At 73.3% G+C, this 22,701-nt stretch carries 18 protein-coding genes, 1 pseudogene and 1 riboswitch; of the genes and pseudogenes, 7 read left to right on the forward strand and 12 right to left on the reverse strand.

Annotation, left to right across the window (positions count from 1 at the left end):
- Positions 1-4: 4 nt before the first annotated feature.
- Both glgA and ACFWJB_RS07560 read right to left on the reverse strand, forming a co-directional pair.
- Positions 5-1,180, reverse strand: a complete 1,176-nt coding sequence (gene glgA / locus ACFWJB_RS07555) for a glycogen synthase (RefSeq protein ID WP_385462324.1) — start codon at positions 1,178-1,180, stop codon at positions 5-7.
- Positions 1,181-1,218: 38 nt separating this feature from the next.
- A complete protein-coding gene (locus ACFWJB_RS07560) occupies positions 1,219-2,046 on the reverse strand; it encodes a (2Fe-2S)-binding protein (protein ID WP_386920847.1) in 828 nt (275 codons plus the stop codon).
- Positions 2,047-2,273: 227 nt separating this feature from the next.
- Here ACFWJB_RS07560 and ACFWJB_RS07565 point away from each other — a divergent pair, with 227 nt between their 5' ends.
- Positions 2,274-3,509 carry a DMT family transporter gene (locus tag ACFWJB_RS07565; protein ID WP_386920849.1) on the forward strand — a complete coding sequence of 412 codons (1,236 nt, stop codon included), beginning with the start codon at positions 2,274-2,276 and terminating at the stop codon, positions 3,507-3,509.
- Here ACFWJB_RS07565 and ACFWJB_RS07570 read toward each other — a convergent pair.
- Positions 3,499-4,752, reverse strand: coding sequence for a transglycosylase family protein (locus tag ACFWJB_RS07570; RefSeq protein ID WP_386920851.1), 1,254 nt, complete (start codon positions 4,750-4,752; stop codon positions 3,499-3,501). The genes ACFWJB_RS07565 and ACFWJB_RS07570 overlap by 11 nt on opposite strands.
- 282 nt (positions 4,753-5,034) lie before the next feature.
- Here ACFWJB_RS07570 and gndA point away from each other — a divergent pair, with 282 nt between their 5' ends.
- Positions 5,035-6,474 (forward strand): NADP-dependent phosphogluconate dehydrogenase, encoded by a 1,440-nt coding sequence (gene gndA, locus ACFWJB_RS07575; protein ID WP_386920853.1) that lies wholly within the window; start codon positions 5,035-5,037, stop codon positions 6,472-6,474.
- Between the two features lie 501 nt (positions 6,475-6,975).
- Here gndA and ACFWJB_RS07580 read toward each other — a convergent pair.
- The 5 genes and pseudogenes from ACFWJB_RS07580 to ACFWJB_RS07600 form a co-directional block, all read right to left on the reverse strand.
- Positions 6,976-7,680, reverse strand: a complete 705-nt coding sequence (locus ACFWJB_RS07580) for an aspartate/glutamate racemase family protein (protein WP_386920855.1) — start codon at positions 7,678-7,680, stop codon at positions 6,976-6,978.
- A 29-nt stretch (positions 7,681-7,709) separates the two neighbouring features.
- Positions 7,710-8,057, reverse strand: coding sequence for a GNAT family N-acetyltransferase (locus ACFWJB_RS07585; protein ID WP_385462306.1), 348 nt, complete (start codon positions 8,055-8,057; stop codon positions 7,710-7,712).
- A gap of 39 nt (positions 8,058-8,096) precedes the next feature.
- A complete protein-coding gene (gene panD, locus ACFWJB_RS07590; protein WP_385462303.1) occupies positions 8,097-8,516 on the reverse strand; it encodes an aspartate 1-decarboxylase in 420 nt (139 codons plus the stop codon).
- Positions 8,517-8,736: 220 nt separating this feature from the next.
- Positions 8,737-9,843, reverse strand: a pseudogene (locus tag ACFWJB_RS07595) (IS256 family transposase); the annotation flags it as partial.
- A gap of 177 nt (positions 9,844-10,020) precedes the next feature.
- Positions 10,021-10,662: a superoxide dismutase gene (locus ACFWJB_RS07600; protein WP_386920858.1), complete on the reverse strand. Its 642-nt coding sequence runs from the start codon at positions 10,660-10,662 to the stop codon at positions 10,021-10,023.
- Positions 10,663-10,826: 164 nt separating this feature from the next.
- On the opposite strand from ACFWJB_RS07600, the gene ACFWJB_RS07605 reads away from it, so the two are divergent.
- Positions 10,827-11,279 carry a Fur family transcriptional regulator gene (locus ACFWJB_RS07605; RefSeq protein ID WP_386920860.1) on the forward strand — a complete coding sequence of 151 codons (453 nt, stop codon included), beginning with the start codon at positions 10,827-10,829 and terminating at the stop codon, positions 11,277-11,279.
- 4 nt (positions 11,280-11,283) lie between these two features.
- Here the strand turns inward: ACFWJB_RS07605 and cobN are convergent, their stop codons facing one another.
- Positions 11,284-14,910: a cobaltochelatase subunit CobN gene (cobN, locus tag ACFWJB_RS07610; protein ID WP_386920862.1), complete on the reverse strand. Its 3,627-nt coding sequence runs from the start codon at positions 14,908-14,910 to the stop codon at positions 11,284-11,286.
- Between the two features lie 52 nt (positions 14,911-14,962).
- Positions 14,963-15,040: riboswitch (cobalamin riboswitch) on the reverse strand.
- A gap of 102 nt (positions 15,041-15,142) precedes the next feature.
- Between cobN and ACFWJB_RS07615 the strand changes: the two genes are divergently transcribed.
- Genes ACFWJB_RS07615 through ACFWJB_RS07625 form a run of 3 tightly spaced genes read left to right on the forward strand, consistent with a single transcriptional unit; the run spans position 15,143 to position 18,602 of the window.
- A complete protein-coding gene (locus ACFWJB_RS07615; RefSeq protein ID WP_386920917.1) occupies positions 15,143-16,438 on the forward strand; it encodes a cobalamin biosynthesis protein CobG in 1,296 nt (431 codons plus the stop codon).
- Positions 16,435-17,109, forward strand: coding sequence for a precorrin-8X methylmutase (locus ACFWJB_RS07620; RefSeq protein WP_386920864.1), 675 nt, complete (start codon positions 16,435-16,437; stop codon positions 17,107-17,109). Before ACFWJB_RS07615 ends, ACFWJB_RS07620 begins: the two co-directional genes overlap by 4 nt.
- Positions 17,106-18,602, forward strand: a complete 1,497-nt coding sequence (locus ACFWJB_RS07625; RefSeq protein ID WP_386920866.1) for a precorrin-2 C(20)-methyltransferase — start codon at positions 17,106-17,108, stop codon at positions 18,600-18,602. The genes ACFWJB_RS07620 and ACFWJB_RS07625 overlap by 4 nt, the downstream gene beginning before the upstream one ends.
- Here ACFWJB_RS07625 and ACFWJB_RS07630 read toward each other — a convergent pair.
- Positions 18,587-19,375: a cobalt-precorrin-6A reductase gene (locus ACFWJB_RS07630; protein ID WP_386920868.1), complete on the reverse strand. Its 789-nt coding sequence runs from the start codon at positions 19,373-19,375 to the stop codon at positions 18,587-18,589. The two genes, ACFWJB_RS07625 and ACFWJB_RS07630, sit on opposite strands and share 16 nt — an antisense overlap.
- Before the next feature lie 39 nt (positions 19,376-19,414).
- On the opposite strand from ACFWJB_RS07630, the gene ACFWJB_RS07635 reads away from it, so the two are divergent.
- The gene (locus ACFWJB_RS07635; RefSeq protein WP_386920870.1) at positions 19,415-20,533 is read left to right on the forward strand and encodes a cobalt-precorrin-5B (C(1))-methyltransferase; all 1,119 of its coding nucleotides are present in this window, start codon (positions 19,415-19,417) and stop codon (positions 20,531-20,533) included.
- Between the two features lie 24 nt (positions 20,534-20,557).
- Here ACFWJB_RS07635 and cobM read toward each other — a convergent pair whose 3' ends face one another.
- Both cobM and cbiE read right to left on the reverse strand, forming a co-directional pair.
- Positions 20,558-21,307, reverse strand: a complete 750-nt coding sequence (gene cobM / locus ACFWJB_RS07640; protein WP_386920872.1) for a precorrin-4 C(11)-methyltransferase — start codon at positions 21,305-21,307, stop codon at positions 20,558-20,560.
- Positions 21,304-22,569 carry a precorrin-6y C5,15-methyltransferase (decarboxylating) subunit CbiE gene (gene cbiE / locus ACFWJB_RS07645; protein WP_386920874.1) on the reverse strand — a complete coding sequence of 422 codons (1,266 nt, stop codon included), beginning with the start codon at positions 22,567-22,569 and terminating at the stop codon, positions 21,304-21,306. The genes cobM and cbiE overlap by 4 nt, the downstream gene beginning before the upstream one ends.
- Positions 22,570-22,701 lie beyond the last annotated feature (132 nt).

Raw genomic sequence — 22,701 nt, forward strand, 5'->3', positions numbered from 1 at the left:
CCGCCTAAGCCTGTTTCAGGATCTCCTCGTAGAGCCGGACGGTGCGCCGGGCGACCGCGTCCCAGCCGAACTCGTCCACCGCGCGCTCCCGTCCCGCCCCGCCCATGCGCCGGGCGCCCTCCGGGTCGCCGAGGACCGAGTCCAGCGCCCGGGTGAGGCCCGCCTCGAACTCCTCGTCCCCGTGGTCGCCGCCGGCGTCGTCCTTGGGCACGAGTACCCCCGTTTCGCCGTCCGCCACGACCTCGGGGATGCCGCCGACGCGGGAGGCGACGACGGGAGTGCCGCAGGCCATCGCCTCCAGGTTGACGATGCCGAGGGGCTCGTACACCGAGGGGCAGACGAAGACGGCGGCGTGGGTCAGCAGCTGGATCACCTCCGGGCGCGGCAGCATCCGCGGGATCCAGTGCACCCCCTCGCGGGCCCGGCTGAGCTCGGCGAACAGGTCGCGGAACTCCCGGTCGATCTCGGGGGTGTCCGGGGCGCCCGCGCACAGCACGACCTGCGCGGCGGGGTCGATGTCCCGCACCGCCCGCAGCAGGTGGGGCACGCCCTTCTGCCGGGTGATGCGGCCGACGAACAGGACGTACGGCCGGGAGCGGTCCAGCCCGATGCGGTCCAGGGCGTCGGTGCCGGGGTCGGGCCGGTACAGGGTGGTGTCGATGCCGTTGTGGACGACGTGGACCCGGGACGCGTCCAGGGCCGGGTAGCAGGCGAGGATGTCCTCGCGCATGGCGCCGGACACCGCGACGACGGCGTCGGCGGACTCGACGGCGCCGCGTTCGGCCCAGCTGGACAGGGCGTACCCGCCGCCGAGCTGCTCGGCCTTCCAGGGGCGCAGCGGCTCCAGGGAGTGGGCGGTCACGACGTGCGGGATGCCGTACAGCTGCTGGGCGAGCCGGCCGCCCAGGTTGGCGTACCAGGTGTGGGAGTGGACGAGCTCGCGGCCTTCGAGGGCGGCGGCCATGGCGAGGTCCACGGAGAAGGTGCGCAGCGCGTCGTTGGCGCCGTCGAGCGCCGGCCAGGGGCGGTGGCGCAGGACGCCGTCGGCGCGGCCCTCACCCCAGCAGTGCACGTCCAGGTCGACGAGGCGGGCGAGCTCCCGGGCGAGGAACTCGACGTGGACGCCCGCGCCGCCGTACACGTCGGGGGGATACTCCCGGGTCAGCAGTCCCACACGCACCCGGAACCTCCTGTGCTCGGCGGCTGGTTCCCTCATGGTCACTCAGACGGGGCGTCCGGGGAAGACCGCGGGGGTCTCCGGGAGCCGTGCGGCGGTGGCGCGTCCGGCGGCCGTGGCGTCCCGGGAGGCCGGGAGAAGCAGCAGTCGCCGCAGACGCCCCCGCCGGGGACGCGGTAGTACAGGCAGCAACTGCGGCGCCGGAAGGCGGTGTCCGTCAGGGTGCCGGTCCCGGCGAGCAGCGGGTGCGCGAGCAGGCCGGTGGTCAGCGAGCGGGCACGGGCGGCGGCCGCGGTACGGCCGTGGCGGCGGGCCCAGCGGTCCAGTTCGCGGGCGGCGCCGGCCAGGGCGGAGGCGGCGTTGCCCCACAGCAGCCCGGCCGCGAGGCGGTACCGGCCGCGGACGGCCGCCGTCAGCGGTACCAGGTGGGTGTCGAGCACGACGTCCGCCACGGTGGCGGCGTCCCCCGGCCGGGGGCGCGCCTCGGCGAGCCACAGGTCGTCGGGGGCGGTGGCGTCGGGGTCCCAGTGCAGCAGGCCCGGGTCCCGGTCGGGGACCCGGCCGTACAGGACGGCGCAGCCCAGCGTCACCGACCACAGGCGCGCGGCGAGACCCTGGTGCGCCACGGACGCGGCGGTCCGGGGCTCGGGAGCGCGGAGGGCGACGGCGACCTTCCGGACGCGGTGGGCCAGGGGGTCTTGGTTGTGAGCGAGACCGTCGCCGAGGTCGTCCGCGGGGCCGTGGGCGGGGAGGGCCCGGCAGGCGTGGGCGAGGGTGGGGAGCGGCCGGTGCGGGGGCCGCGGCGAGGTGCGCAGGACGAAGAAGCCGCCGAGCGGGCGGAGGGCCGCGAGGCCGGGGTCGAATTCCACGGAGAGCAGTAGTACCAGGGCCCCTACGGGGCGCCGTCAGGGGTCTCGGACGCGGGACGCCCACCCTGGGGAGGACGGCGCCGTCGCCGTACTCCATCGGTAGTAGGACCCAATGAGTGCTCAGGGACGACGACGGGAAGATCCTGAGAAGGCATCGTGTTGTCCATGGAAGACGACCGTACGCCGCGCCGGGCCGAGCGCCCCCGCCTCCCGCAGAGGAGCAGCCGATGAGCGCCCTCGCGTTGTCCGTGGTGCTGTCGCTCGTCTCCGCCGTCGCGTACGCGGGTGGAGCGATCGTGCAGGAGCGGGTCGCGGCGTCCTCCGCCGACGCGCAGTACGCGCCGCTGCGCCGGCCCGGCTGGTGGGCCGCCGTCGGCCTCAACGGTGCCGGCGGTCTGCTGCACGTGGTGGCGCTCGCCTGCGGTCCGCTGAGTCTCGTGCAGCCGCTGGGTGCCCTCACCATCGTCTTCGCGCTGCCCATGGCGGCGGTGTTCGTGGGCCGCAGGGCCGGTGCGACGGCCTGGCGGGGTGCGATCATGGCGACGGTCGGTCTGGCCGGGCTGCTGTCGCTGGTCGGCGCGTCCGACGCCCAGTCGCTGGACACGGCGCAGCGGGTGGCCGTGGCCGTGGTGACGGCCGGTGCGATCGTGACGCTGATGGTCGCCGGCCGGGCCGCGCACCGGCATCCCGCGGTGCGCAGCGTGCTGCTGGCGACCGCGTCCGGTGTCGCGTTCGGCATGTCCTCGGTGTTCACCAAGACGGTGGCGGTCGACTGGGCCGACGGCGTGTCGGCCGCCGACGTGCCCTCCCTGGCCGTGATCGGCGTGCTCGCCACGGCCGGCATGCTGCTGTCGCAGGCCTCCTACCGGGGCGCCGGACTCGCGGCCCCGCTGGCCGTGCTGACGGTCGTGAACCCGGTGGTGGCGGCCGTGGTCGGCATCACGATGTTCGGCGAGACCTTCCGCTACGGCACGACCGGCACCGCGCTCGCCCTGAGCTGCGGTGTGGTGGCCGCGGGCGGCCTGATCCTGCTGACGACGGAGCGCCTCGCGCGGGAGGCCGCGGAGGGTTCCGACGCGGAGCCGGCGGCGACCGGCGGGGTGCCTGGGGCGGGGGCGGTCCCGGACACCGCTCGGCCGCTGACGGCCGCCTCGACCCCCGATACCGCTCCGGCCGGGGACATCTCCCGGGCGACGGAGACCGCTCCGGCCGCCGGGGCGGTCGTGGCCGTCGGCGCCGGGAGCGGGCAGCCGCTCACCCCGGTGCCCACCAGGGTGTTCCTGCCCGGACCGGTGTCGGTGCCGGCCCCGGCGACCGCGCCCGCCGGCGAGGCGCACGCGGCCCCGGAACCGGCGGAGCCCGCCGCCGAGGACCGGATGATCGTCTCCTTCGGGCCCTTCTACGGTGCCGTCCACGTTCCGCTGCCCGTCCTCGACCGGCGCCGGGTGCGGATCAGATCCTGACCCCGCCGGCCCGCAGGTACGCCACCGGGTCGACGTCCGAACCGAAACCGGGCCCCGTCCGCACCTCGAAGTGCAGATGCGGGCCCGTGACGTTCCCGGTGGAGCCCGACCGCCCGAGGCGCTGGCCGGCGCCCACGGACTGCCCGTCCTTCACGGAGATCGCCGACAGGTGCGCGTACTGGGAGTAGCGGCCGTCGGCGTGCTTGACCACGACCTGGTAGCCGTAGGAGCCGCCCCACCCGGCGCTGACGACCCGGCCCGCGGCTACCGCCTTGACGGAGGTGCCGGTGGGAACGGGGAAGTCGACGCCCGTGTGGTAGCCCTTCGACCAGGACGAGCCCGCCTGGTGGTACGGCGTGCCGGTGGAGGCGTCGACCGGGGCCACGAGGGAGTGGCCGCTCGTGGCCTTCTCCCCGTGGGTGTCCGAGGACGACTTCCTGGGCTGCTTCTGCTTGGCCGGTTTCTTCTGCTGCTTCGGCTCGGCCGCCGGGGGCGCCTTGTGCTCGGGCCGGGGCGCGGTGGCGGTGCCTGCGCCCCGCAGTGCCAGGTGCTGTCCGGGAAGGATCAGGTCCGGGTCCGCCCCGATCGACCTGCGGTTGGCCTCGTACAGACCCTCCCAGCCGCCGGGGACCCGGTGGCTGTCGGCGATGCCGGACAGGGTGTCGCCGGTGACCACGGTGTACATGCGGGCCTTTCCGGCCCGGGACTGCGGTGTGGTCTGGGGACGTACGTCGGGGCTCCTGCCGGAGGTCCGGGCGGACTTCTCGGCCGCGTGCCCGGCCGGCTTCGCGGCCTTGCCGGGCGTCTTCCCGGCGGACCTCTCGGCCCCCGCGCCCCCGGCGGGACGGATGTCGGGGGTCTCACCGCCGCGGCCCAGTCCGGCCCGCACCGAGCACACCGGCCAGGCCCCGGGCCCCTGCCCGTCCAGCACCTTCTCGGCGACGGCGATCTGCTGGTCCTTGGTGGCCCGGTCCGCGCGCGACGCGTACGCGGTTCCGCCGAACGCCTCCCAGGTGGACTGGGTGAACTGCAGACCGCCGTAGTAGCCGTTGCCGGTGTTGATGCCCCAGTCGCCGCTGGACTCGCAGGCGGCGACCTTGTCCCAGGTGCCGACGTCGGCGGCGTGGACGGTGCCGGTGCCGATGAGCGGGAGCGCGATCCCGGCGCCGCCCGCGGTGACGGTCAGTGAGGCCCGGTTGATCCTGTTCGGCTGATACCGGCGGTGCCGGCCGCGTACGGCCATGGGTGTCCCCCTCGACATTGCGTCAGGAGCGGCAAAAGTAAACGCCGCGAACAGACCATGACAAGACGGCAATCGGCCGGTTGGTCCGGTCAAGTGGCGCAGAAGCGGCGCCCGTTGGACGGGCCGTGCGGGGGACCGCTGAGGCCGCGGACCCCTCCCGTGCGTACTGGTGTCCGCCGGGTCAGGACGTGCGGCCGGTGTACCGGCACGTCAGGATGGTCAGCGGGATACTGACGCGCACGCCCGGCGCCACCGACACCGAGGTCATGAGGAGCCAAGCCAATGAGCACTGCAGCGCAGATCGGCGTGACGGGACTCGCGGTCATGGGCCGCAATCTCGCCCGCAACTTCGCCCGCAACGGCTACACGGTCGCGGTGCACAACCGGACCGCGTCGCGCACGCGCGCGCTGGTGGAGGAGTTCGGCGGCGAGGGCGACTTCGTGGCGGCGGAGACCGCCAAGGAGTTCGTGGCGGCGCTGGAGCGGCCGCGGCGCCTGGTGGTGATGGTGAAGGCCGGTGACCCGACCGACGCGGTGATCCAGGAGTTCGCGCCGCTGCTGGAACCCGGCGACATGATCATCGACGGGGGCAACGCCCACTTCGCCGACACCCGGCGCCGGGAGCGGGCACTGCGCGAGCAGGGCATCCACTTCGTCGGCACCGGCGTCTCCGGCGGCGAGGAGGGCGCCCTCAACGGGCCGAGCATCATGCCGGGCGGCTCGAAGGAGTCGTACGCGTCGCTGGGACCGATGCTGGAGAGGATCTCCGCGAAGGCCGCCGACGGAGCGCCCTGCGTGACGCACGTGGGGCCGGACGGTGCCGGGCACTTCGTGAAGATGGTGCACAACGGCATCGAGTACGCCGACATGCAGCTGATCGGCGAGGCGTACCAGCTGCTCCGGGACGTCGCCGGGTACTCCCCCGCCGAGATCGCGGACATCTTCCGCACCTGGAACACCGGCCGCCTGGACTCGTACCTGATCGAGATCACGGCGGAGGTGCTGTCGCACGTGGACGCGGCGACGGGCGAGCCCTTCGTGGACGTGGTGCTCGACCGGGCCGAGCAGAAGGGCACGGGGCGCTGGACCGTGCAGATCGCGCTGGACCTCGGTGTGCCGGTGTCCGGCATCGCCGAGGCGGTCTTCGCCCGGTCGCTGTCCGGGCACGGGGCGCTGCGGGAGGCCTCACGGGGGCTGGCGGGCCCTAAGGCCACGGCCCTGGAGGCGTCGGAGGCCGCCGCCTTCGCCGACCGGGTGGAGCAGGCGCTGTACGCGTCCAAGATCGTTTCGTACACGCAGGGGTTCCACGAGATCGCGGCGGGCAGTGAGGAGTACGGCTGGGACATCGACCTGGGCTCGGTCTCCTCGATCTGGCGCGGCGGCTGCATCATCCGCGCGGCCTTCCTGGACCGCATCCGCGCCGCGTACGACGCCCGGCCGGACCTGCCGAGCCTGCTGTCGGACGAGACGTTCGCCCGGGAGATCGCCGACGCCCAGGACGACTGGCGCGAGGTCCTGGTCGCCGCGACCCGCCAGGGCGTCCCCACGCCCGGCTTCGCCGCGGCCCTCGCCTACTACGACGCCCTGCGCGCCGAGCGGTTGCCCGCGGCACTGACGCAGGGGCAGCGGGACTTCTTCGGGGCGCACACGTACCGGCGGACGGACCGGGACGGTTCGTTCCACACGCTGTGGGGCGGGGACCGGTCGGAGGTCACGGCTTAGGCGTCGCCGCGCGGGCGGGGGCGCTCACGTCGGCGCCCACCGCCCGCACGTCGGCGCTCGCCACTCCGGGGCGCGACGGGTCCGGTGGCCGGTCCCGCGTCGCGGTCAGGTGAGCGGTGGTCCCGGTTCCGGGTTGGGTACCGGCTCCGGTCCCGGAGGGATCGGCGACGGGGAGGGCTCCGGCGGGCCTGGGTGCGGCGGGGTCGGCTGCGGTCCCGGGGACGGGCCGGGGCCCGGCGGCTGGGGCGTGGGTTCGGGTCCGGGCCCCGGGGGCTGCGGAGTCGGTTCCGGGCCGGGGCCCGGGGGCGGCGGGGGCGTCGGGTCGGGGCCCGGCCCGGGCGTCGGCGGCGCGGGGGTCGGGTCCGGGCCCGGAGTGGGTCCCGGGGTGGGGCCGGGCGGGACGGGATCCGGATACGGGTTCGTCATGGCGAGGTCCTCCGGCCAGTGGGTCGACAGCGGCTCTGGACTTGTCCCCCGCCTACCCGACTGCGGTGTCCGCACTCACTCGCCCGTATGACGGGCGGGACCCAAGTGGCCGAGGGGCTCCGCGGCCCGCCGGGCCGCGGCTCCGCCGTTCCGTACCGCCTCCGCCCCGGCGGCGAGTCCCGGCCGTGGGCTCGCCAGCACCGGAACCCGGGTGGTCGTGAACCGCCCGGCGGGCGCCATGGACGCCTGGGCCAGGACGATCGCGTCGGCGTCGCCGATCCCGTCCGCGGCGGCCGCCACCATGCGTGCGTAACGGTCGGTGTCCCCGGCCTCGAAGCAGGGCCAGGCACCGTCGACCAGACGCGTCCGCACCTCGACGGGACGCCCGGCGCGCTCCGCCTCCTCGACGAGGAGCGCCCGGGTCGGCGCGAGCGTGCTCTGCAGGGCGGCGAGGACGACGACGCGCGGGCCGGCGGCCACCGCGGCGGCGGCCATCGGCCGGTCGACCCGCAGCACCGGCACCCCGGCCCCGCCGGCGGTCTCCTCGGCGACGCCGCCGATGGTCGAGCAGGTGCACAGTACGGCCCGCGCTCCCCCGGCGACGGCCTGCCGCAGCGCGGCCAGGACGTCGGCCCGCACCGCGTCCGGCCCCTCGCGCCGGGCCCGGTCCAGCAGACCGGCGTCGACGTGGTGCCGCAGTTCGAGGCCGGGGTGCGCCTCGTCGCGCAGGGCGTCGAAGACCGGTACGTGGACGGGTGAGGTGTGCAGCAGCGTCAGCACGCGTACGGCTCTCGTCCTCGTCGTCCTGGTCAGAACCGGCCGGGATGTGCTACGAGCCATTCCGTGGCCGCGCGCAGCAGTTCGGGGTCGGCCGCGGGAGCCTCGTCCGGGTGGCGCTCGGCCCACTTGACGACGTACGGGCACAGCGGGGCGACGGCGACGCCCTCGCTCCGCGCCAGGGTGTACAGCTCGCGGGTCAGCGAGCCCGCGATGCCCTTGCCCTCGTGGGGCGGCTCGACGACGGTGTGCACGGGGACGAAGGCGCGCTCGGGGGTCTCCAGGACGAAGTACTCGATGCGGCCGACCACCGCGTCGCCGTCGCCCCTCGCCTCCAGCCGGCCCGCCGCCCGGTCGTCACGGATCTCGATGTCGCTCACCAGCACACGCTCCTTGTCCGGACAGGGCCTGCGGCACGCTCAGGAAGACACGGCCTGCGGGCTGCGCTCCTGGTCCGACCCCGGAACCGGCTCGGACGGGTCGCCGCCCAGGGCGACGATACGGTTGTCGCCGTCCACGTGCACCACCCGCGGCTTCAGCGCCCGCGCCTCGGCGTCCGTGACCTGGGCGTAGCTGATGAGGATCACCAGGTCGCCGGGGTGGACGAGGTGGGCGGCGGCCCCGTTGATCCCGATCACCCCGGAGCCGCGCTCGCCCTCGATGACGTACGTCTCCAGCCGGGCGCCGTTGGTGATGTCCACGATGTGCACGAGCTCGCCGGGCAGCAGGTCGGCGGCGTCCAGCAGGTCGGCGTCGACGGTCACCGATCCCACGTAGTGCAGGTCGGCCTGGGTGACGGTGGCACGGTGGATCTTGGACTTGAACATGGTGCGCAGCACTTTGGACTCCTCCGAGACGGCTCCCCGCCGGCTTTCTGCAGGTCAGGGGCGTTGTTCACTGTACACCGGCACTCGTCGCACTCGAAGATGCCGAAGAACATCGACTTCACTCGGGCAACAAGGCTCCTCGCCTGAGCTTCCGCGTGAACCAGACCGCTGCACCATCGTCGACCAAGCATCCGATCGAACACGGTCACGTCCCTTCTGGCGGTGTAGGCGATCAGCCGTCTGATACGGCGGGCAGGACGGTCGGGGTATCGGTGCAGAGGACGTCCATGCTCTCGTTGGAGAAGCAGCGGCGGGGAAAGGCGATCCATTCGTCGTGGAGTTCGGCGAGGACCGCGGTGGCCGGGCGGAGGACCGCGGGCGGGTTCGGGAAGACCTGGACGACGTCGGTGCGGCGCTTGATCTCTCGGTTCAGCCGCTCGAGCGGGTTCGTGGACTGGATCTTCTTCCAGTGCTGGTGGGGGAAGTCCGCGAACGCGGTCAGATCTTCCTTGGCCTCCAGCAGCATCTCTTTGACCTTGGGGAACTGTCGGCCGAGCATGTCTGCGACGGTGTGGAGCCGGCGCGGACCGCGTCCGCGGTGGGCTGGGCGGAGACGGTGCGGATCGTTGCCGCGACCATCTCGGCCTAGCCTTTCGGGATCACGGCGAAGACGTTGCGGACGAAGTGGACCCGGCAGCGCTGCCAGGCGGCGCCGAGCATGACCTTGCGGATCGCTCCGACCAGACCGCCGTGGCTGTCGGAGATGACCAGGCGGACGCCGCTCAGTCCGCGTTCTCGCAGGTGACGCGGGAACTGGGTCCAGAAGGCTTCGGTCTCGCTGTCACCGGCCATGACCACGACGACCTCGCGGCCACCGTCCTGGGGGACGCCGGTGGCGATGACGACCGCCTGCGAGACGATCCGATGGTCGGCCCGGGCCTTGACATAGGTGGCGTCGAGGAAGAGGCGGGGGAACCGGATGTGGTCCAACGGCCGGGTGCGGAGGGCGTCGAGCTGTTCGTCCGGCTCAGCGCATGTCGGCAGACCTCACTCTTGGATATCCCGGTGTCGGAGCCGAGGGCTTTGACGAGGTCGTCGACCGAGCGGGTGGACACGCCGTGGACGTATGCCTCCATGATGACTGCGTAGAGGGCCTGGTCGATGCGCCGGCGGCGCTCCAGCGGGCTGGGGAAGAAGCTTCCGGCACGCAGTTTCGGGATGGCGAGCCGGCCTGGGTGGTCACGGTCTTCTCGCGGCGCCCGTTGCGCCAGGTGGTGCGGGTGTCGGTGTGCTCTCCCCACTCGGCGCCGATCTTCACACTCGCCTCGGTCTCGATCAGACGGTGCACCCGAGGGAGCAGAACCCGCGCACTCGACCGCGGCGATCCCCTACACCACTCGGCGGGACACCATCGAAGAGGAAGCCCCCGCGAGTCATGTCCTCGCGGGGGCTTCCTCATTCCGCCCGCCGTCGTGAAGGGTGAGAAGACGATCACGAGGCAGGACGACCAGAGGGCTCAGGGAGCCAGCAGCAGCACGTCGGTGCGGGCCTTGGCGGCCTCGTAGCGCTTGGCCACGTCCTGCCAGTTGACGACGGCCCACATGGCGTCGATGAAGTCGACCTTCTGGTTCTTGTACTGGAGGTAGAAGGCGTGCTCCCAGGCGTCGAAGACCAGGATCGGCACCGAGCCCTGGCCGACGTTGCCCTGGTGGTCGTAGACCTGCTCGACGATCAGGCGTCCGCTCAGCGGCTCGTAGGCGAGAACGCCCCAGCCCGATCCCTGGGTGGTCGCGGCGGCCTTGGTGAGCTGCGCCTTGAAGCCGGCGAAGGAGCCGAACGACTCGGCGATCGCGTCGGCGAGGTCACCGACGCCGTCGGCGGCCAGGGGCTCGCCGCCGCCGTCACCGGTCATGTTGTGCCAGTAGATCGAGTGCAGGATGTGACCGGAGAGGTGGAAGGCCAGGTTCTTCTCCAGGCCGTTGATCGCGCCCCACTGCTCCTTGTCCCGCGCCTCCGCGAGCTGCTCCAGCGTGTCGTTGGCGCCCTTGACGTACGCCGCGTGGTGCTTGTCGTGGTGCAGCTCGATGATCTGCGGATTGATGACCGGCTCGAGCTCCGAGTAGTCGTACGGAAGCTCCGGGAGCGTGTACACCGCCATGTCCAACATCCTCCGACGTTATTGCCACTGATGTGCAACTGCACGTTAACAGCATCAGTGGTGTTTGTTGATCAGGCGTTGGTCCTAGGTCCGGTGTCGCAGACGAACGGCACCGTTCTCGCCAATCTTTTGCTGTTGCCATTGACTGGCAATAGTGTACCGACGTGGACCGGAAAACACGGGCAGCGCACAACGACGTGCCCGAGCCGCCGAATCCCCGTGCGCTGCTGCGGCGGCACGGCCTGCGCTGCACGGCCGGCCGGTTGCGCATCCTGTCCCTGCTGAGCGAGTCGGGGCAGCACCTCACCGCCACGGAGATCCACACCCGGCTGGAGCGCACGGGTGAAGGCCGCCACTCGACCACGGTGTACCGCTCTCTGGAGGCACTGACAGCACTCGACGTGGTTCACGCCGTTCCGGGGCCGGGGCCCACGCGGTACGGGATCACCGACGAGCCGCACCACCACACCGTGTGTCAGCAGTGCGGCCACGTCGCCGACCTGGCCAGCGCTCCCCTGGTGGACGCGGTGAGCCGGATCGAGGAACTGACCGGGCTGCGCCCCGGGGTGTCGGGTTCGCTGCTGGTCTACGGCCTGTGCTCCGGCTGCGCCGTCTGAGTCCTCAGTCCTCGCCCTCCAGGTCGCCTTCCGTCTCCAAGTACACCTGGCGCAGCGCCTCCAGGACGGCGGAGTCGGGCTTCTCCCACATGCCCCGTGACTCCGCCTCCAGCAGGCGTTCGGCGATGCCGTGCAGCGCCCAGGGGTTGGCCTCCTGGAGGAACTCGCGGTTGACCGGGTCCAGGACATAGGTCTCGGTGAGCTTGTCGTACATCCAGTCGGCCATGACGCCCGTGGTGGCGTCGTAGCCGAAGAGGTAGTCGACGGTGGCGGCGAGTTCGAAGGCGCCCTTGTAGCCGTGGCGGCGCATCGCCTCGATCCACTTGGGGTTGACCACGCGGGCGCGGAAGACGCGGGAGGTCTCCTCGACCAGGGTGCGGGTGCGGACCGTCTCGGGGCGGGTGGAGTCGCCGATGTACGCCTCGGGGGCGGTGCCGCGCAGGGCGCGGACGGTGGCGACCATGCCGCCGTGGTACTGGAAGTAGTCGTCCGAGTCGGCGATGTCGTGCTCGCGGGTGTCGGTGTTCTTCGCGGCGACCGCGATGCGCTTGTACGCCGTCTCCATCTCGTCGCGGGCCGGGCGGCCGTCGAGGTCGCGGCCGTAGGCGTAGCCGCCCCAGACGGTGTAGACCTCGGCGAGGTCGGCGTCCGTGCGCCAGTCGCGGGAGTCGATGAGCTGGAGCAGTCCGGCGCCGTAGGTGCCGGGGCGGGAGCCGAAGATGCGGGTGGTGGCCCGGCGCTCGTCGCCGTGTTCGACGAGGTCGGCCTGGACGTGGGCGCGGACGTGGTTGGCCTCGGCGGGCTCCTCCAGGGAGGCCGCGAGGCATATGGCGTCGTCGAGCAGGCCGATGGTGTGCGGGAACGCGTCGCGGAAGAAGCCCGAGATGCGCAGGGTGACGTCGATGCGGGGGCGGCCCAACTCCTCGCGCGGAATCGGCTCCAGGCCGGTCACACGGCGGGAGGCGTCGTCCCAGACGGGGCGGATGCCGAGCAGGGCGAGCGCCTCCGCGACGTCGTCCCCGGCGGTGCGCATGGCGCTGGTGCCCCACAGGGAGAGGCCCACGGAGGTGGGCCAGTCGCCGTTGTCGGTGCGGTAGCGCTCCAGCAGGCTGTCGGCGAGGGCCTGGCCGGTCTCCCAGGCGAGGCGGGAGGGGACGGCCTTGGGATCGACGGAGTAGAAGTTGCGGCCGGTCGGCAGGACGTTGACGAGGCCGCGCAGCGGGGACCCGGAGGGGCCGGCAGGGACGAAGCCGCCGTTCAGGGCATGGACGGCGTGGTCGATCTCGGCGGTGGTGGCAGCGAGGCGCGGGACGACCTCGCGGGCTGCGAACTCCAGGACGGCGGAGACCTGTTCGCCGTGCTCGGTGGGTACGGCGCCCGGGTCCCAGTCGGCGTCCTCCATCGCCTGAACCAGGACGCGGGCCCGCTCCTCGGCCGCGTCGGCCGTGGCGCGGGTGGCGGCGGACTCGTCCAGGCCGAGGGCTTCACGCAGGCCGGGCAGGGCGGTGGCGCCACCCCAGATCTGGCGGGCGCGCAGGATGGCGAGGACGAGGTTGACGCGGTCGGCGCCGGTGGGCGGGGTGCCGAGGACGTGCAGGCCGTCGCGGATCTGGGCGTCCTTGACCTCGCAGAGCCAGCCGTCGACATGCAGGATCATGTCGTCGAAGCCCTCGTCGTCGGGCCGGTCGTCCAGGCCGAGGTCGTGGTCGAGCTTGGCCGCCTGGATGAGGGTCCAGATCTGGGCGCGGATCGCGGGGAGCTTGGCCGGGTCCATGGCCGCGATCTGGGCGTACTCGTCGAGGAGTTGCTCCAGGCGCGCGATGTCGCCGTAGGAGTCGGCGCGGGCCATCGGTGGGACGAGGTGGTCGATGAGAGTGGCGTGGACGCGGCGCTTGGCCTGGGTGCCCTCGCCGGGGTCGTTGACGAGGAACGGGTAGATCAGGGGCAGGTCGCCGAGGGCGGCGTCGGGGCCGCAGGCGGCGGACAGGCCGGCGTTCTTGCCGGGCAGCCACTCCAGGTTGCCGTGCTTGCCCAGGTGGATCATCGCGTCCGCGCCGAAGCCGCCGTCCTCGGCGGGGGCGGCGATCCAGCGGTAGGCGGCGAGGTAGTGGTGGGAGGGCGGCAGGTCGGGGTCGTGGTAGATGGCGATGGGGTTCTCGCCGAAGCCGCGCGGGGGCTGGATGAGGATCAGCAGGTTTCCGTGACGCAGGGCGGCCAGGACGATGTCGCCCTCGGGGTTGCGGCTGCGGTCGACGAACATCTCGCCCGGGGGCGGGCCCCAGTGCTCTTCGACGGAGGTGCGCAGTTCCTTCGGGAGGGTGGCGTACCAGCGCTTGTAGTCGGCGGCCGGGACGCGTACCGAGTTGCGGGCGAGCTGTTCCTCTGTCAGCCAGTCCTGGTCGTGGCCGCCCGCCTCGATCAGTGCGCGGATCAGTTCGTCGCCGTCACCGGAGACCAGGCCCGGGACCTCGTCGCCGGTACCGAAGTCGTACCCCTCCTCGCACAGCCGGCGCAGTAGGGCGACGGCGCTGGCGGGGGTGTCGAGGCCGACCGCGTTGCCGATGCGGGAGTGCTTGGTCGGGTAGGCGGAGAGCACGAGGGCCAGGCGCTTGTCGGCGGCCGGGATGTGTCGCAGGCGGGCGTGGCGTACGGCGATGCCGGCGACGCGAGCGGCGCGCTCAAGGTCGGCGACGTAGGCCGGGAGTCCGTCGGCGTCGATCTCCTTGAAGGAGAACGGGACGGTGATCAGACGGCCGTCGAACTCCGGTACGGCGATCTGGCTGGCCGCGTCGAGCGGGGAGACGCCCTCGTCGTTCTCCTCCCAGGCGGTGCGGGAGCCGGTGAGGCACAGGGCCTGGAGGAGGGGCACGTCCAGGGCGGTGAGCGCGCCCGCGTCCCAGGACTCGTCGTCGCCGCCGGCGGAGGCTTCGGCGGGCTTGGTGCCGCCGGCCGCGAGGACCGTGGTGACGATGGCGTCCGCCGCGCGCAGTTCGGCGATCAGCTCGGGCTCGGGGGCGCGCAGGGAGGCCACGTAGAGGGGCAGGGGCAGGCCGCCGGCGGCCTCCACGGCGTCGCACAAGGCGTGCACGAAGGCGGTGTTGCCGCTCATGTGGTGGGCGCGGTAGTAGAGCACGGCCACCGTCGGGCCGTCCCCGCCGCCCGGCTCGCGCTCCAGCGGGCCCCAGGTCGGTGCGGGGGCGGGCGCCTCGAAGCCGTGGCCAGTGAGCAGGACCGTGTCGGACAGGAAGCGGGCGAGGTGCTCCAGGTTGATCGGTCCGCCGTGGGCTAGGTAGGCGTGCGCCTCGGCGGCGATGCCGACGGGGACGGTGGAGGCGGCCATCAGCTGGGCGTCGGGGGCCTGTTCTCCGGTGAGGACGACGACCGGGCGGCCGTCGGCGAGCAGGAGGTCCAGGCCCTCCTCCCAGGCACGCAGTCCGCCGAGGAGGCGGACGACGACCAGGCCGACGCCGTCGAGGAGGGCGGGCAGGTCGTCGAGCGGCAGGCGGGAGGGGTTGGCGAAGCGGTAGGGCACCGGGCCGCCGGCCGCGCGGGCACTGAGCAGGTCGGTGTCGGACGTCGACAGGAGCAGGATGCTGGGGTGCGAGGCGCGCTCCCCGGACGAGTGCGGCATGCGGCGTCTGGCCTTCCTCGGGGTCCGCGCCCCGGGCGGTGTGTGACGGCGGGAGTTCCTGGCTCGCCCGGCCTCGCAGTGGCCGGACTCACAGTGGCGGGACCGCGCCGGGTTCACACCGGGCTTCCTCCCCTGTCGCCGTCGTGGCGGCGGCGGACCGGATGATCCGCCTGTGCAGCATAGTAAGGGTCACAGCAAGAGGGCAGGGCATACATCCGGTGCGATGATCGGTATGCTCGCCGCCGTGTCCACAGCTCCTTCGCCCTCATCGCCCCAAGCCACACCGCCTGCGCGGGACCGCGGTGACGCATGCCCGGGAACGCTGCGGCTGCACGCCGCCGACGACGGCGCCCTGGCCCGCATCCGCGTTCCCGGCGGTGTCCTGGCCGCCCATCAGGCGCACGCCCTCGCGGACGCGGCCCGGCGACTGGGCGACGGCGAGCTTCACCTGACCTCACGCGGCAACGTGCAGTTGCGCGGGCTCCGCGACACGTGCGGCGAGGAGCTGGCCAGGCTCTTGGACGCGGCCGGGCTCCTCCCGTCGCCGGAGCACGAGCGGGTGCGCAACGTCGTCGCCTCGCCGCTGTCCGGGCTGGACGGGCAGGGGGCGCGAGAGGTGCGGTCCTGGCTCACGGCCTTGGACGCGGCGCTGTGCGCGAGCGAGGCGGCGCGCGGGCTGTCGGGACGGTTCCTGTTCGCGTTCGACGACGGACGCGGGGACGTGGCCTCACTCGGTGCCGACGTGACCGTGCGCGCCACGGCCGACGACGGCGCGCTGATATCCCTGGGTTCGGCGCGGGAGGCGCTGCGGGTCGCCGGGGACGACGCGCCGAGAGCGGCGCTGCTGGCCGCCGAGGAGTTCCTTCAGTTCGCTCGACTCGCTGGTGAGCGAGTCTGGCGGATCGACGAACTGGGACCGGGTTCGGCAGAGTTGGCATCCGCCGTACGGCACCGCCTGGCGGAGTCGGGGATCGGCTGCGTCTGGGACAGCACGGACGCGACGGTCACCGGTGGACCGCTTCCCGGCGTCATCGGGTCCGCGCTCTGCGTCCACGCCCCGCTGGGGCGTCTGACCGCCCCCCAGTGGCAGGAGCTGGCCGACGTCGCCCCTGGTGAACTACGTCTCACCCCCTGGCGCGTCGTCGTCGTCCCCGCCCCGGACATGACCGTGTCCGACCGCAGCGCAGCCCTCTCCCGTCTGGCCGCCACGGGCCTGGTCACCGATCCTTCCTCACCCTGGCTGGACGTCGGCGCGTGCATCGGCCGACCCGGCTGCGGCAAGTCCCGCGCGGACGTACGCGCCGATGCCACCCGCACCCTCGCCGCCGCCAGCGGGTCGCCCCTCCCGCTGTACTGGTCCGGCTGCGAGCGACGCTGCGGCCACCCCCGGGGCGACCGTGTCGACGTGGTCGCCACGCCGGAGGGCGGCTACCGCCTCGCCGGACCGGACGGGGACGGACCGCTCCGCACCACCGACCTCGACGATGTCTCCCGCCTCGCCACCGCCTTGGCGGCGATCACCTCATGAGCCGTACCACTACGACCGAGAGCAGCGAGATCACCACTGTGACCCCCTACGACTACGAGAAGGACGGCGCGGCCATCTACCGCCAGTCCTTCGCGACCATCCGCGCGGAGGCGGACCTCGCGGGGCTGCCCGCGGACGTCAGCCAGGTCGCGGTCCGGATGATCCATGCCTGCGGCATGGTCGACCTCGTGCGCGACCTCTCGTACACCCCCGCCGTGGTGGAGCGTGCTCGCAAGGCACTGCGCGCCGGCGCACCCGTCTTCTGCGACGTGCATATGGTGGCCAGCGGTGTGACCCGTAAGCGGCTGCCGGCCGGCAACGACGTGTTGTGCACGCTGTCCGACCCGGCCGTCCCCGAGTTGGCGGCCAGGCTCGGCACCACGCGCAGCGCCGCCGCCCTGGAGCTGTGGCGGGACCGGCTGGAGGGCGCCGTGGTCGCTGTCGGCAACGCGCCCACCGCGCTCTTCCGTCTCCTGGAGATGGTCGAGGAGGGGGCGCCCCGCCCGGCCGCCGTCATCGGCGTGCCCGTCGGCTTCGTCGGCGCTGCCGAGTCCAAGGACGCCCTGGCCGCCCACCCGTCGGGACTGGAGCACCTGGTCGTACGGGGCCGTCGCGGAGGCAGCGCCATCGCCGCCGCCGCGCTCAACGCGATCGCGAGCGAGGAAGAATGAGCGGCAAGCTGTACGGAGTCGGGCTCGGTCCCGGCGACCCGTCCCTGATGACCGTGCGGGCCGTCGAGGCCATCGCCGAGGCCGACGTGGTCGCGTACCACAGCGCCCGGCACGGCCGGTCCATCGCCCGTTCGATCGCGGCGAGGCACCTGCGGGACGACCACATCGAGGAAGCGCTGGTCTACCCGGTCACCACGGAGACCACCGACCATCCCGGCGGCTACCGGGGCGCCATCGACGACTTCTACGCCGAGGCGTCGGCCCGGCTGGCCTCCCACCTGGAGGCGGGCCGGACGGTCGCGGTCCTGGCGGAGGGCGACCCGCTCTTCTACGGCTCCTACATGCACATGCACAAGCGGCTCGCCGACCGCTTCGACACCGAGGTCATCCCCGGTGTCACCTCCGTCTCCGCCGCCGCGGCCCGCCTGGGCACGCCGCTCGCCGAGGGCGAGGAGGTGCTGACCATCCTGCCCGGCACCCTGCCCGAGGAGGAGCTGACCGCGCGGCTCGCCTCGACCGACGCCGCGGTCGTGATGAAGCTGGGCCGCACCTTCCCCAAGGTGCGCCGGGCGCTGGAGGATTCCGGGCGGCTCGGTGCCGCCCGGTACGTGGAGCGCGCCACCATGGCGGGAGAGCGTCTCGCGGAACTGACGGATGTGGACGCCGAGTCGGTGCCGTACTTCTCGGTGGCGGTGCTGCCGAGCCAGGTCGACGTCGAACCGGCCGCGCCGGAACCAGGTTCGACGGGTGAGGTCGTCGTGGTGGGAACGGGGCCGGCCGGTCCGCTGTGGCTGACGCCCGAGACGCGCGGTGCCCTCACCGCGGCGGACGACCTGGTCGGATACACCACCTACCTCGACCGGGTACCCGTGCGCCCCGGCCAGCGCCGGCACGGCTCCGACAACCGGGCCGAGGCCGAGCGCGCCGAGTTCGCCCTGCAACTCGCCCAGCAGGGGCGGCGCGTGGCCGTCGTGTCCGGGGGCGATCCGGGCGTCTTCGCCATGGCCACCGCCGTGCTGGAGGCCGCGTCGGAGGACGCGTACGCGGACGTGCCGGTGCGGGTGCTGCCGGGGGTGACCGCCGCCAACGCGGCGGCAGCACGCGCGGGCGCCCCGCTCGGCCACGACTACGCCACGATCTCCCTGTCCGACCGCCTCAAACCCTGGGAGGTCATCGCCGAACGCCTGGGCGCCGCCGCAGCGGCCGACCTGGTGCTGGCCCTGTACAACCCCGGGTCACGCAGCCGGACCTGGCAGGTGGGCAAGGCCCGCGAACTGCTCCTCGAGCACCGGGCTCCGGACACGCCGGTCGTGGTCGCCCGTGACGTGGGCGGCGCGGACGAGCGGGTACGGGTGGTGCGGCTGGCGGAGCTGGATCCGGCCGAGGTCGACATGCGCACGATCCTGCTGGTCGGCTCGTCCCAGACCCGGGCCGTACGGCGTGGAGACGGCGAAGAGGTCGTCTGGACACCTCGTCGCTACCCGGAGACGTGAGGACCGCACCGCCGCGCGGACGGGCGGCGTGCGAGGGCCTCTCGTACCCACCGCGCCGCCTGATCGGGCTCGGTCACCACCGGCACCCCTTCGGGCACCGCGGGCCGGCGCACCACGACCACGGGCAGGCCGGCCTCACGGGCGGCCGTCAGCTTCGGCGCGGTGGCCACCCCCCCGCTGTCCTTGGTGACCAGGACGTCGATCCGGTGCCGGCGCAGAAGTTCGCGCTCCCCGTCGAGGGTGAACGGGCCACGGTCCAGCAGCACCTCCATGCGGGACGGACACGGGGGCTCGGGCGCGTCGACGGACCGGACGAGGAACCAGAGACCCTCCAGGCCGGCGAAGGCGGCCAGACCCATCCGCCCCGTGGTCAGGAAGACCCGACGGCCGAGGGAAGGCAGCAGCTCGGCGGCCTCCGCCAAGGAGCCGGCCTCGTGCCAGACGTCTCCCTCGACCGGCACCCAGCCGGGGCGGCGCAGCGCCAGCAGGGGAACATGAGCGGTGGCAGCGGCCCGAGCCGCATCGAAGCTGATCGTGCCGGCGAAAGGGTGAGTGGCGTCGATGAGGAGGTCGACCGTGTGCTCACGGAGCCAGGCCGCGAGCCCCTCGGCTCCTCCGAAGCCGCCGACGCGCACCTCACCGGGTGGCATGCGGGGCGCGGACACCCGTCCCGCCAGGGAGTTCGTCACCCGAAGCCCCGGCAGCGGTTCGGCCGCCAGCCGTTCGGCGAGACGACGGGCCTCCGTGGTACCGCCGAGGATCAACACGTGCACGAGCAGTCCTTCATCCGTTTCCCTTTCTGGAAGTGAGGCATGAGCGGCGAGGCCAGGGGCGGTCGCAGCGCCCAACTCAAGCACACCGGCCTGCGCCACGGCTGGACCACCGGGGCCTGCGCGACAGCCGCGACGACGGCCGCGTACACCGCGCTGCTGACCGGTGACTTCCCCGACCCCGTGGCTATCACCCTGCCCAAGGGGCAGACGCCGTCGTTCGCGCTCGCGGCCGAGGAGCTGACGGACGCGTACGCGATGGCGGGGATCGTGAAGGACGCCGGTGACGACCCGGACGTCACCCACGGTGCGCTGATCCGGGCGACGGTGCGACCCCTGCCCGCGGGCTCCGGCGTCGTCTTCCGGGCGGGGCCGGGCGTGGGCACCGTCACGCGGCCCGGCCTGCCCCTGCCCGTCGGCGAACCGGCCGTCAACCCGGTCCCCCGCCAGATGATGCGCGAACACGTCGCCCTCGTCGCCGAGCGGCACGGCGGCAGCGGCGACGTCGAGATCACCCTCTCCGTCGACCACGGCGAGGAGATCGCCCGGTCCACCTGGAACCCCCGGCTGGGCATCCTCGGCGGCCTCTCCGTCCTCGGCACCACCGGCATCGTCGTCCCCTACTCCTGCTCCGCGTGGATCGACTCGATCCGGCGCGGGGTGGACGTGGCACGGGCCGCCGGCCGTACGCACGTCGCCGGATGCACCGGGTCCACCTCGGAGAGGACGGTCGTCGCCGAGTACGGGCTGCCCGAGGACGCCCTGCTGGACATGGGGGACTTCGCGGGCGCCGTGCTGAAGTACGTCCGCCGCCACCCGGTGGACCGGCTCACCGTCTGCGGCGGCTTCGCCAAGCTGTCCAAGCTCGCCTCGGGCCACCTGGACCTGCACTCCGCCCGATCCCAGGTCGACAAGGGCTTCCTCGCCGAACTGGCCCGGCGCGGCGGCGCGGGCGAGGCCCTGGCCCGCGAGGTGGCGCAGGCCAACACCGGCCTGGCAGCGCTCCAGCTCTGCCGGGCGGCCGGGGTGCCGCTCGGCGACCTGGTGGCGGTCGCCGCCCGTGACGAGGCCCTGTCCGTACTGCGCGGAGCGCCCGTCGCGGTCGACGTGATCTGCATCGACCGCGCGGGCACGGTGGTGGGCCGCAGTCCCGTGGCGTGAACAGCGGAGCGGATCCGCGCGGGCTCAGCAGACGTGCCGCTCCCGCTCCGGCGAGTACAGATGGCTGTCGCGGAACTCGTCGGCTCCCAGGGTCCGCCCGACCATGATCACCGCCGTGCGCAGCACCCCCGCCTCCCTCACCTTCCCGGCGATCTCGTCGAGCGTGCCGCGGATGATCAGTTCGTCGGGGCGGGAGGCGTAGGCGACGACGGCCGCAGGGCAGTCCGCACCGTAGTGCGGCAGCAGTTCGCCGACCACCCGGTCCACGTACTTCGCGGCCAGGTGCAGCACGATCAGCGCTCCGCTGCGGCCGAGGGTGGCCAGGTCCTCTCCCTCCGGCATGGCGGTGGCCCGGTTGGCGATCCGGGTGAGGATGACGGTCTGCCCGACCGTCGGCACGGTCAGCTCCCGCTTCAGGGAGGCCGCCGCCGCGGCGAAGGCCGGCACACCGGGGACGACCTCGTACGGCACCCCGGTCGCGTCGAGGCGCCGCATCTGCTCCGCGACCGCGCTGAACACGGACGGGTCACCGGAGTGCAGCCGGGCCACGTCGTGGCCTTCCTCGTGTGCGCGGACCAGCTCGGCGGTGATCTCGTCCAGGGTCAGCTGCGCCGTGTCGACCAGCCGGGCATCCGGCGGGCACTCGGCCAGCAGCTCACGCGGGACCAGGCTGCCCGCGTAGAGACACACCTGGCAGGCGGCGAGCGTCCGGGCGCCGCGCACCGTGATCAGGTCGGCTGCTCCGGGGCCGGCGCCGATGAAGTACACGGTCATCTGTCTGCTCCTGGGGAGGGGTTGACGGTCTTCTGTACGGCCCACTGGGTCACCGGCATCGCCTGCCGCCACCCGGTGAAGCCGCCGACGGGAACGGCGTGCGCCACCGCGAGGCGCACCAGTTCGCCTCCGTGACGTCTGCGGGCGTCGGCGAGCAGCGCTTCGGACTCCAGCGTCACGGTGTTGGCGACCAGCCGACCGCCGACGGGGAGCGCCTTCCAGCACGCCTGGAGCAGTCCGGGTGCGGTGAGCCCGCCGCCGACGAACACGGCGTCCGGCTTGGGAAGCCCCGTGAGGGCTTCGGGTGCGGCGCCGGTGACGACGCGCAGGCCGGGCACGCCGAGCCGGTCGGCATTGCGGACGATGCGTTCGGCCCGTACGGGATCGCGTTCGATGGTGACGGCCCGGCAGGAGGGGTGGGCGCGCATCCACTCGACGGCGATCGAGCCGGAGCCGCCGCCGATGTCCCACAGCAGCTCGCCGGGGGACGGGGCGAGCGCTCCCAGCGTGGCGGCGCGGACATGCCGCTTGGTGAGCTGCCCGTCGTGCTCGTACGCCTCGTCGGGCAGTCCGGGGACGGCACCGAGGCGTAGGGCGCCGGGGGCGCGGCGGCACTCGACGGCGACGATGTTGAGGGGGTCGCAGGGCGCGTGCTGCGGCCAGTCGTCGGCGGTGGCGGCCTCGGTCGTCCGTTCCTTCACGCCGCCGAGCTGTTCCAGGACCCGCATGTGGCTGGGGCCGAAGCCCCGGTCGCGGAGCAGAGCGGCGACCTCGCCGGGCGCGTGGGCATCGGCGCTGAGCACGAGCAGGCGGCGGCCGTCGTGCAGGGCCGCGGCGAGGCGTGCGGTGGGGCGGCCCACGAGGGTGACGACCTGGACCTCCTCCACGGGCCAGCCGAGCCGGGCGCAGGCGTGGGAGACGGACGAAGGGTGGGGCAGTACGTGCACCGCGCCGGGACCGAGCATCTCGGTCAGCGTGCGACCGATGCCGTGGAACATGGGGTCACCGCTGGCCAGGACGGCGATACGGCGTTCCGCGTGCGCGGCGAGCAGGCCGGGAACCGCCGGCCGCAGTGGCGAGGGCCAGGTCACACGCTCGGCGGCGCACTCCGGCGACAGCAGATCGAGCTGACGCGGGCCGCCGATGACGACCTCCGCGTCGAGCAGCACCCGGCGCGCGGCGTCCGGCAGACCGCCCCAGCCGTCGGCGCCGATCCCCACGACGATCACTGCTGCGGTAGGTGCGGGTCGGGCGGCGGTCACGGCTCGGTACCTCAGGATCGGGAAGGGCGTCGGACTGGCACTCTACGGGTCGGCCACCTGCACAGAGCCGTTCGGGTGCACATCATCGGAAATCTTATTGCACACTGATTGCAACAACTTATGCAGTGCAGG

Source organism: Streptomyces sp. NPDC127100 (genome assembly GCF_042724095.1).
Taxonomy (GTDB): Bacteria; Actinomycetota; Actinomycetes; order Streptomycetales; family Streptomycetaceae; genus Streptomyces.

Excerpts from the sequence above, each read along its gene's own strand:
- ACFWJB_RS07570 (WP_386920851.1), bottom strand. The coding sequence starts at position 4,752 with ATGGCCGTACGCGGCCGGCACCGCCGGTATCAGCCGAACAGGATCAAC.
- ACFWJB_RS07625 (WP_386920866.1), top strand. The coding sequence starts at position 17,106 with ATGAGCGGCAAGCTGTACGGAGTCGGGCTCGGTCCCGGCGACCCGTCC.
- cobM (WP_386920872.1), bottom strand. The coding sequence starts at position 21,307 with ATGACCGTGTACTTCATCGGCGCCGGCCCCGGAGCAGCCGACCTGATC.
- cobN (WP_386920862.1), bottom strand. The coding sequence starts at position 14,910 with ATGCCGCACTCGTCCGGGGAGCGCGCCTCGCACCCCAGCATCCTGCTC.
- gndA (WP_386920853.1), top strand. The coding sequence starts at position 5,035 with ATGAGCACTGCAGCGCAGATCGGCGTGACGGGACTCGCGGTCATGGGC.
- ACFWJB_RS07635 (WP_386920870.1), top strand. The coding sequence starts at position 19,415 with ATGAGCGGCGAGGCCAGGGGCGGTCGCAGCGCCCAACTCAAGCACACC.
- ACFWJB_RS07565 (WP_386920849.1), top strand. The coding sequence starts at position 2,274 with ATGAGCGCCCTCGCGTTGTCCGTGGTGCTGTCGCTCGTCTCCGCCGTC.
- ACFWJB_RS07620 (WP_386920864.1), top strand. The coding sequence starts at position 16,435 with ATGAGCCGTACCACTACGACCGAGAGCAGCGAGATCACCACTGTGACC.
- ACFWJB_RS07615 (WP_386920917.1), top strand. The coding sequence starts at position 15,143 with ATGCTCGCCGCCGTGTCCACAGCTCCTTCGCCCTCATCGCCCCAAGCC.
- ACFWJB_RS07600 (WP_386920858.1), bottom strand. The coding sequence starts at position 10,662 with ATGGCGGTGTACACGCTCCCGGAGCTTCCGTACGACTACTCGGAGCTC.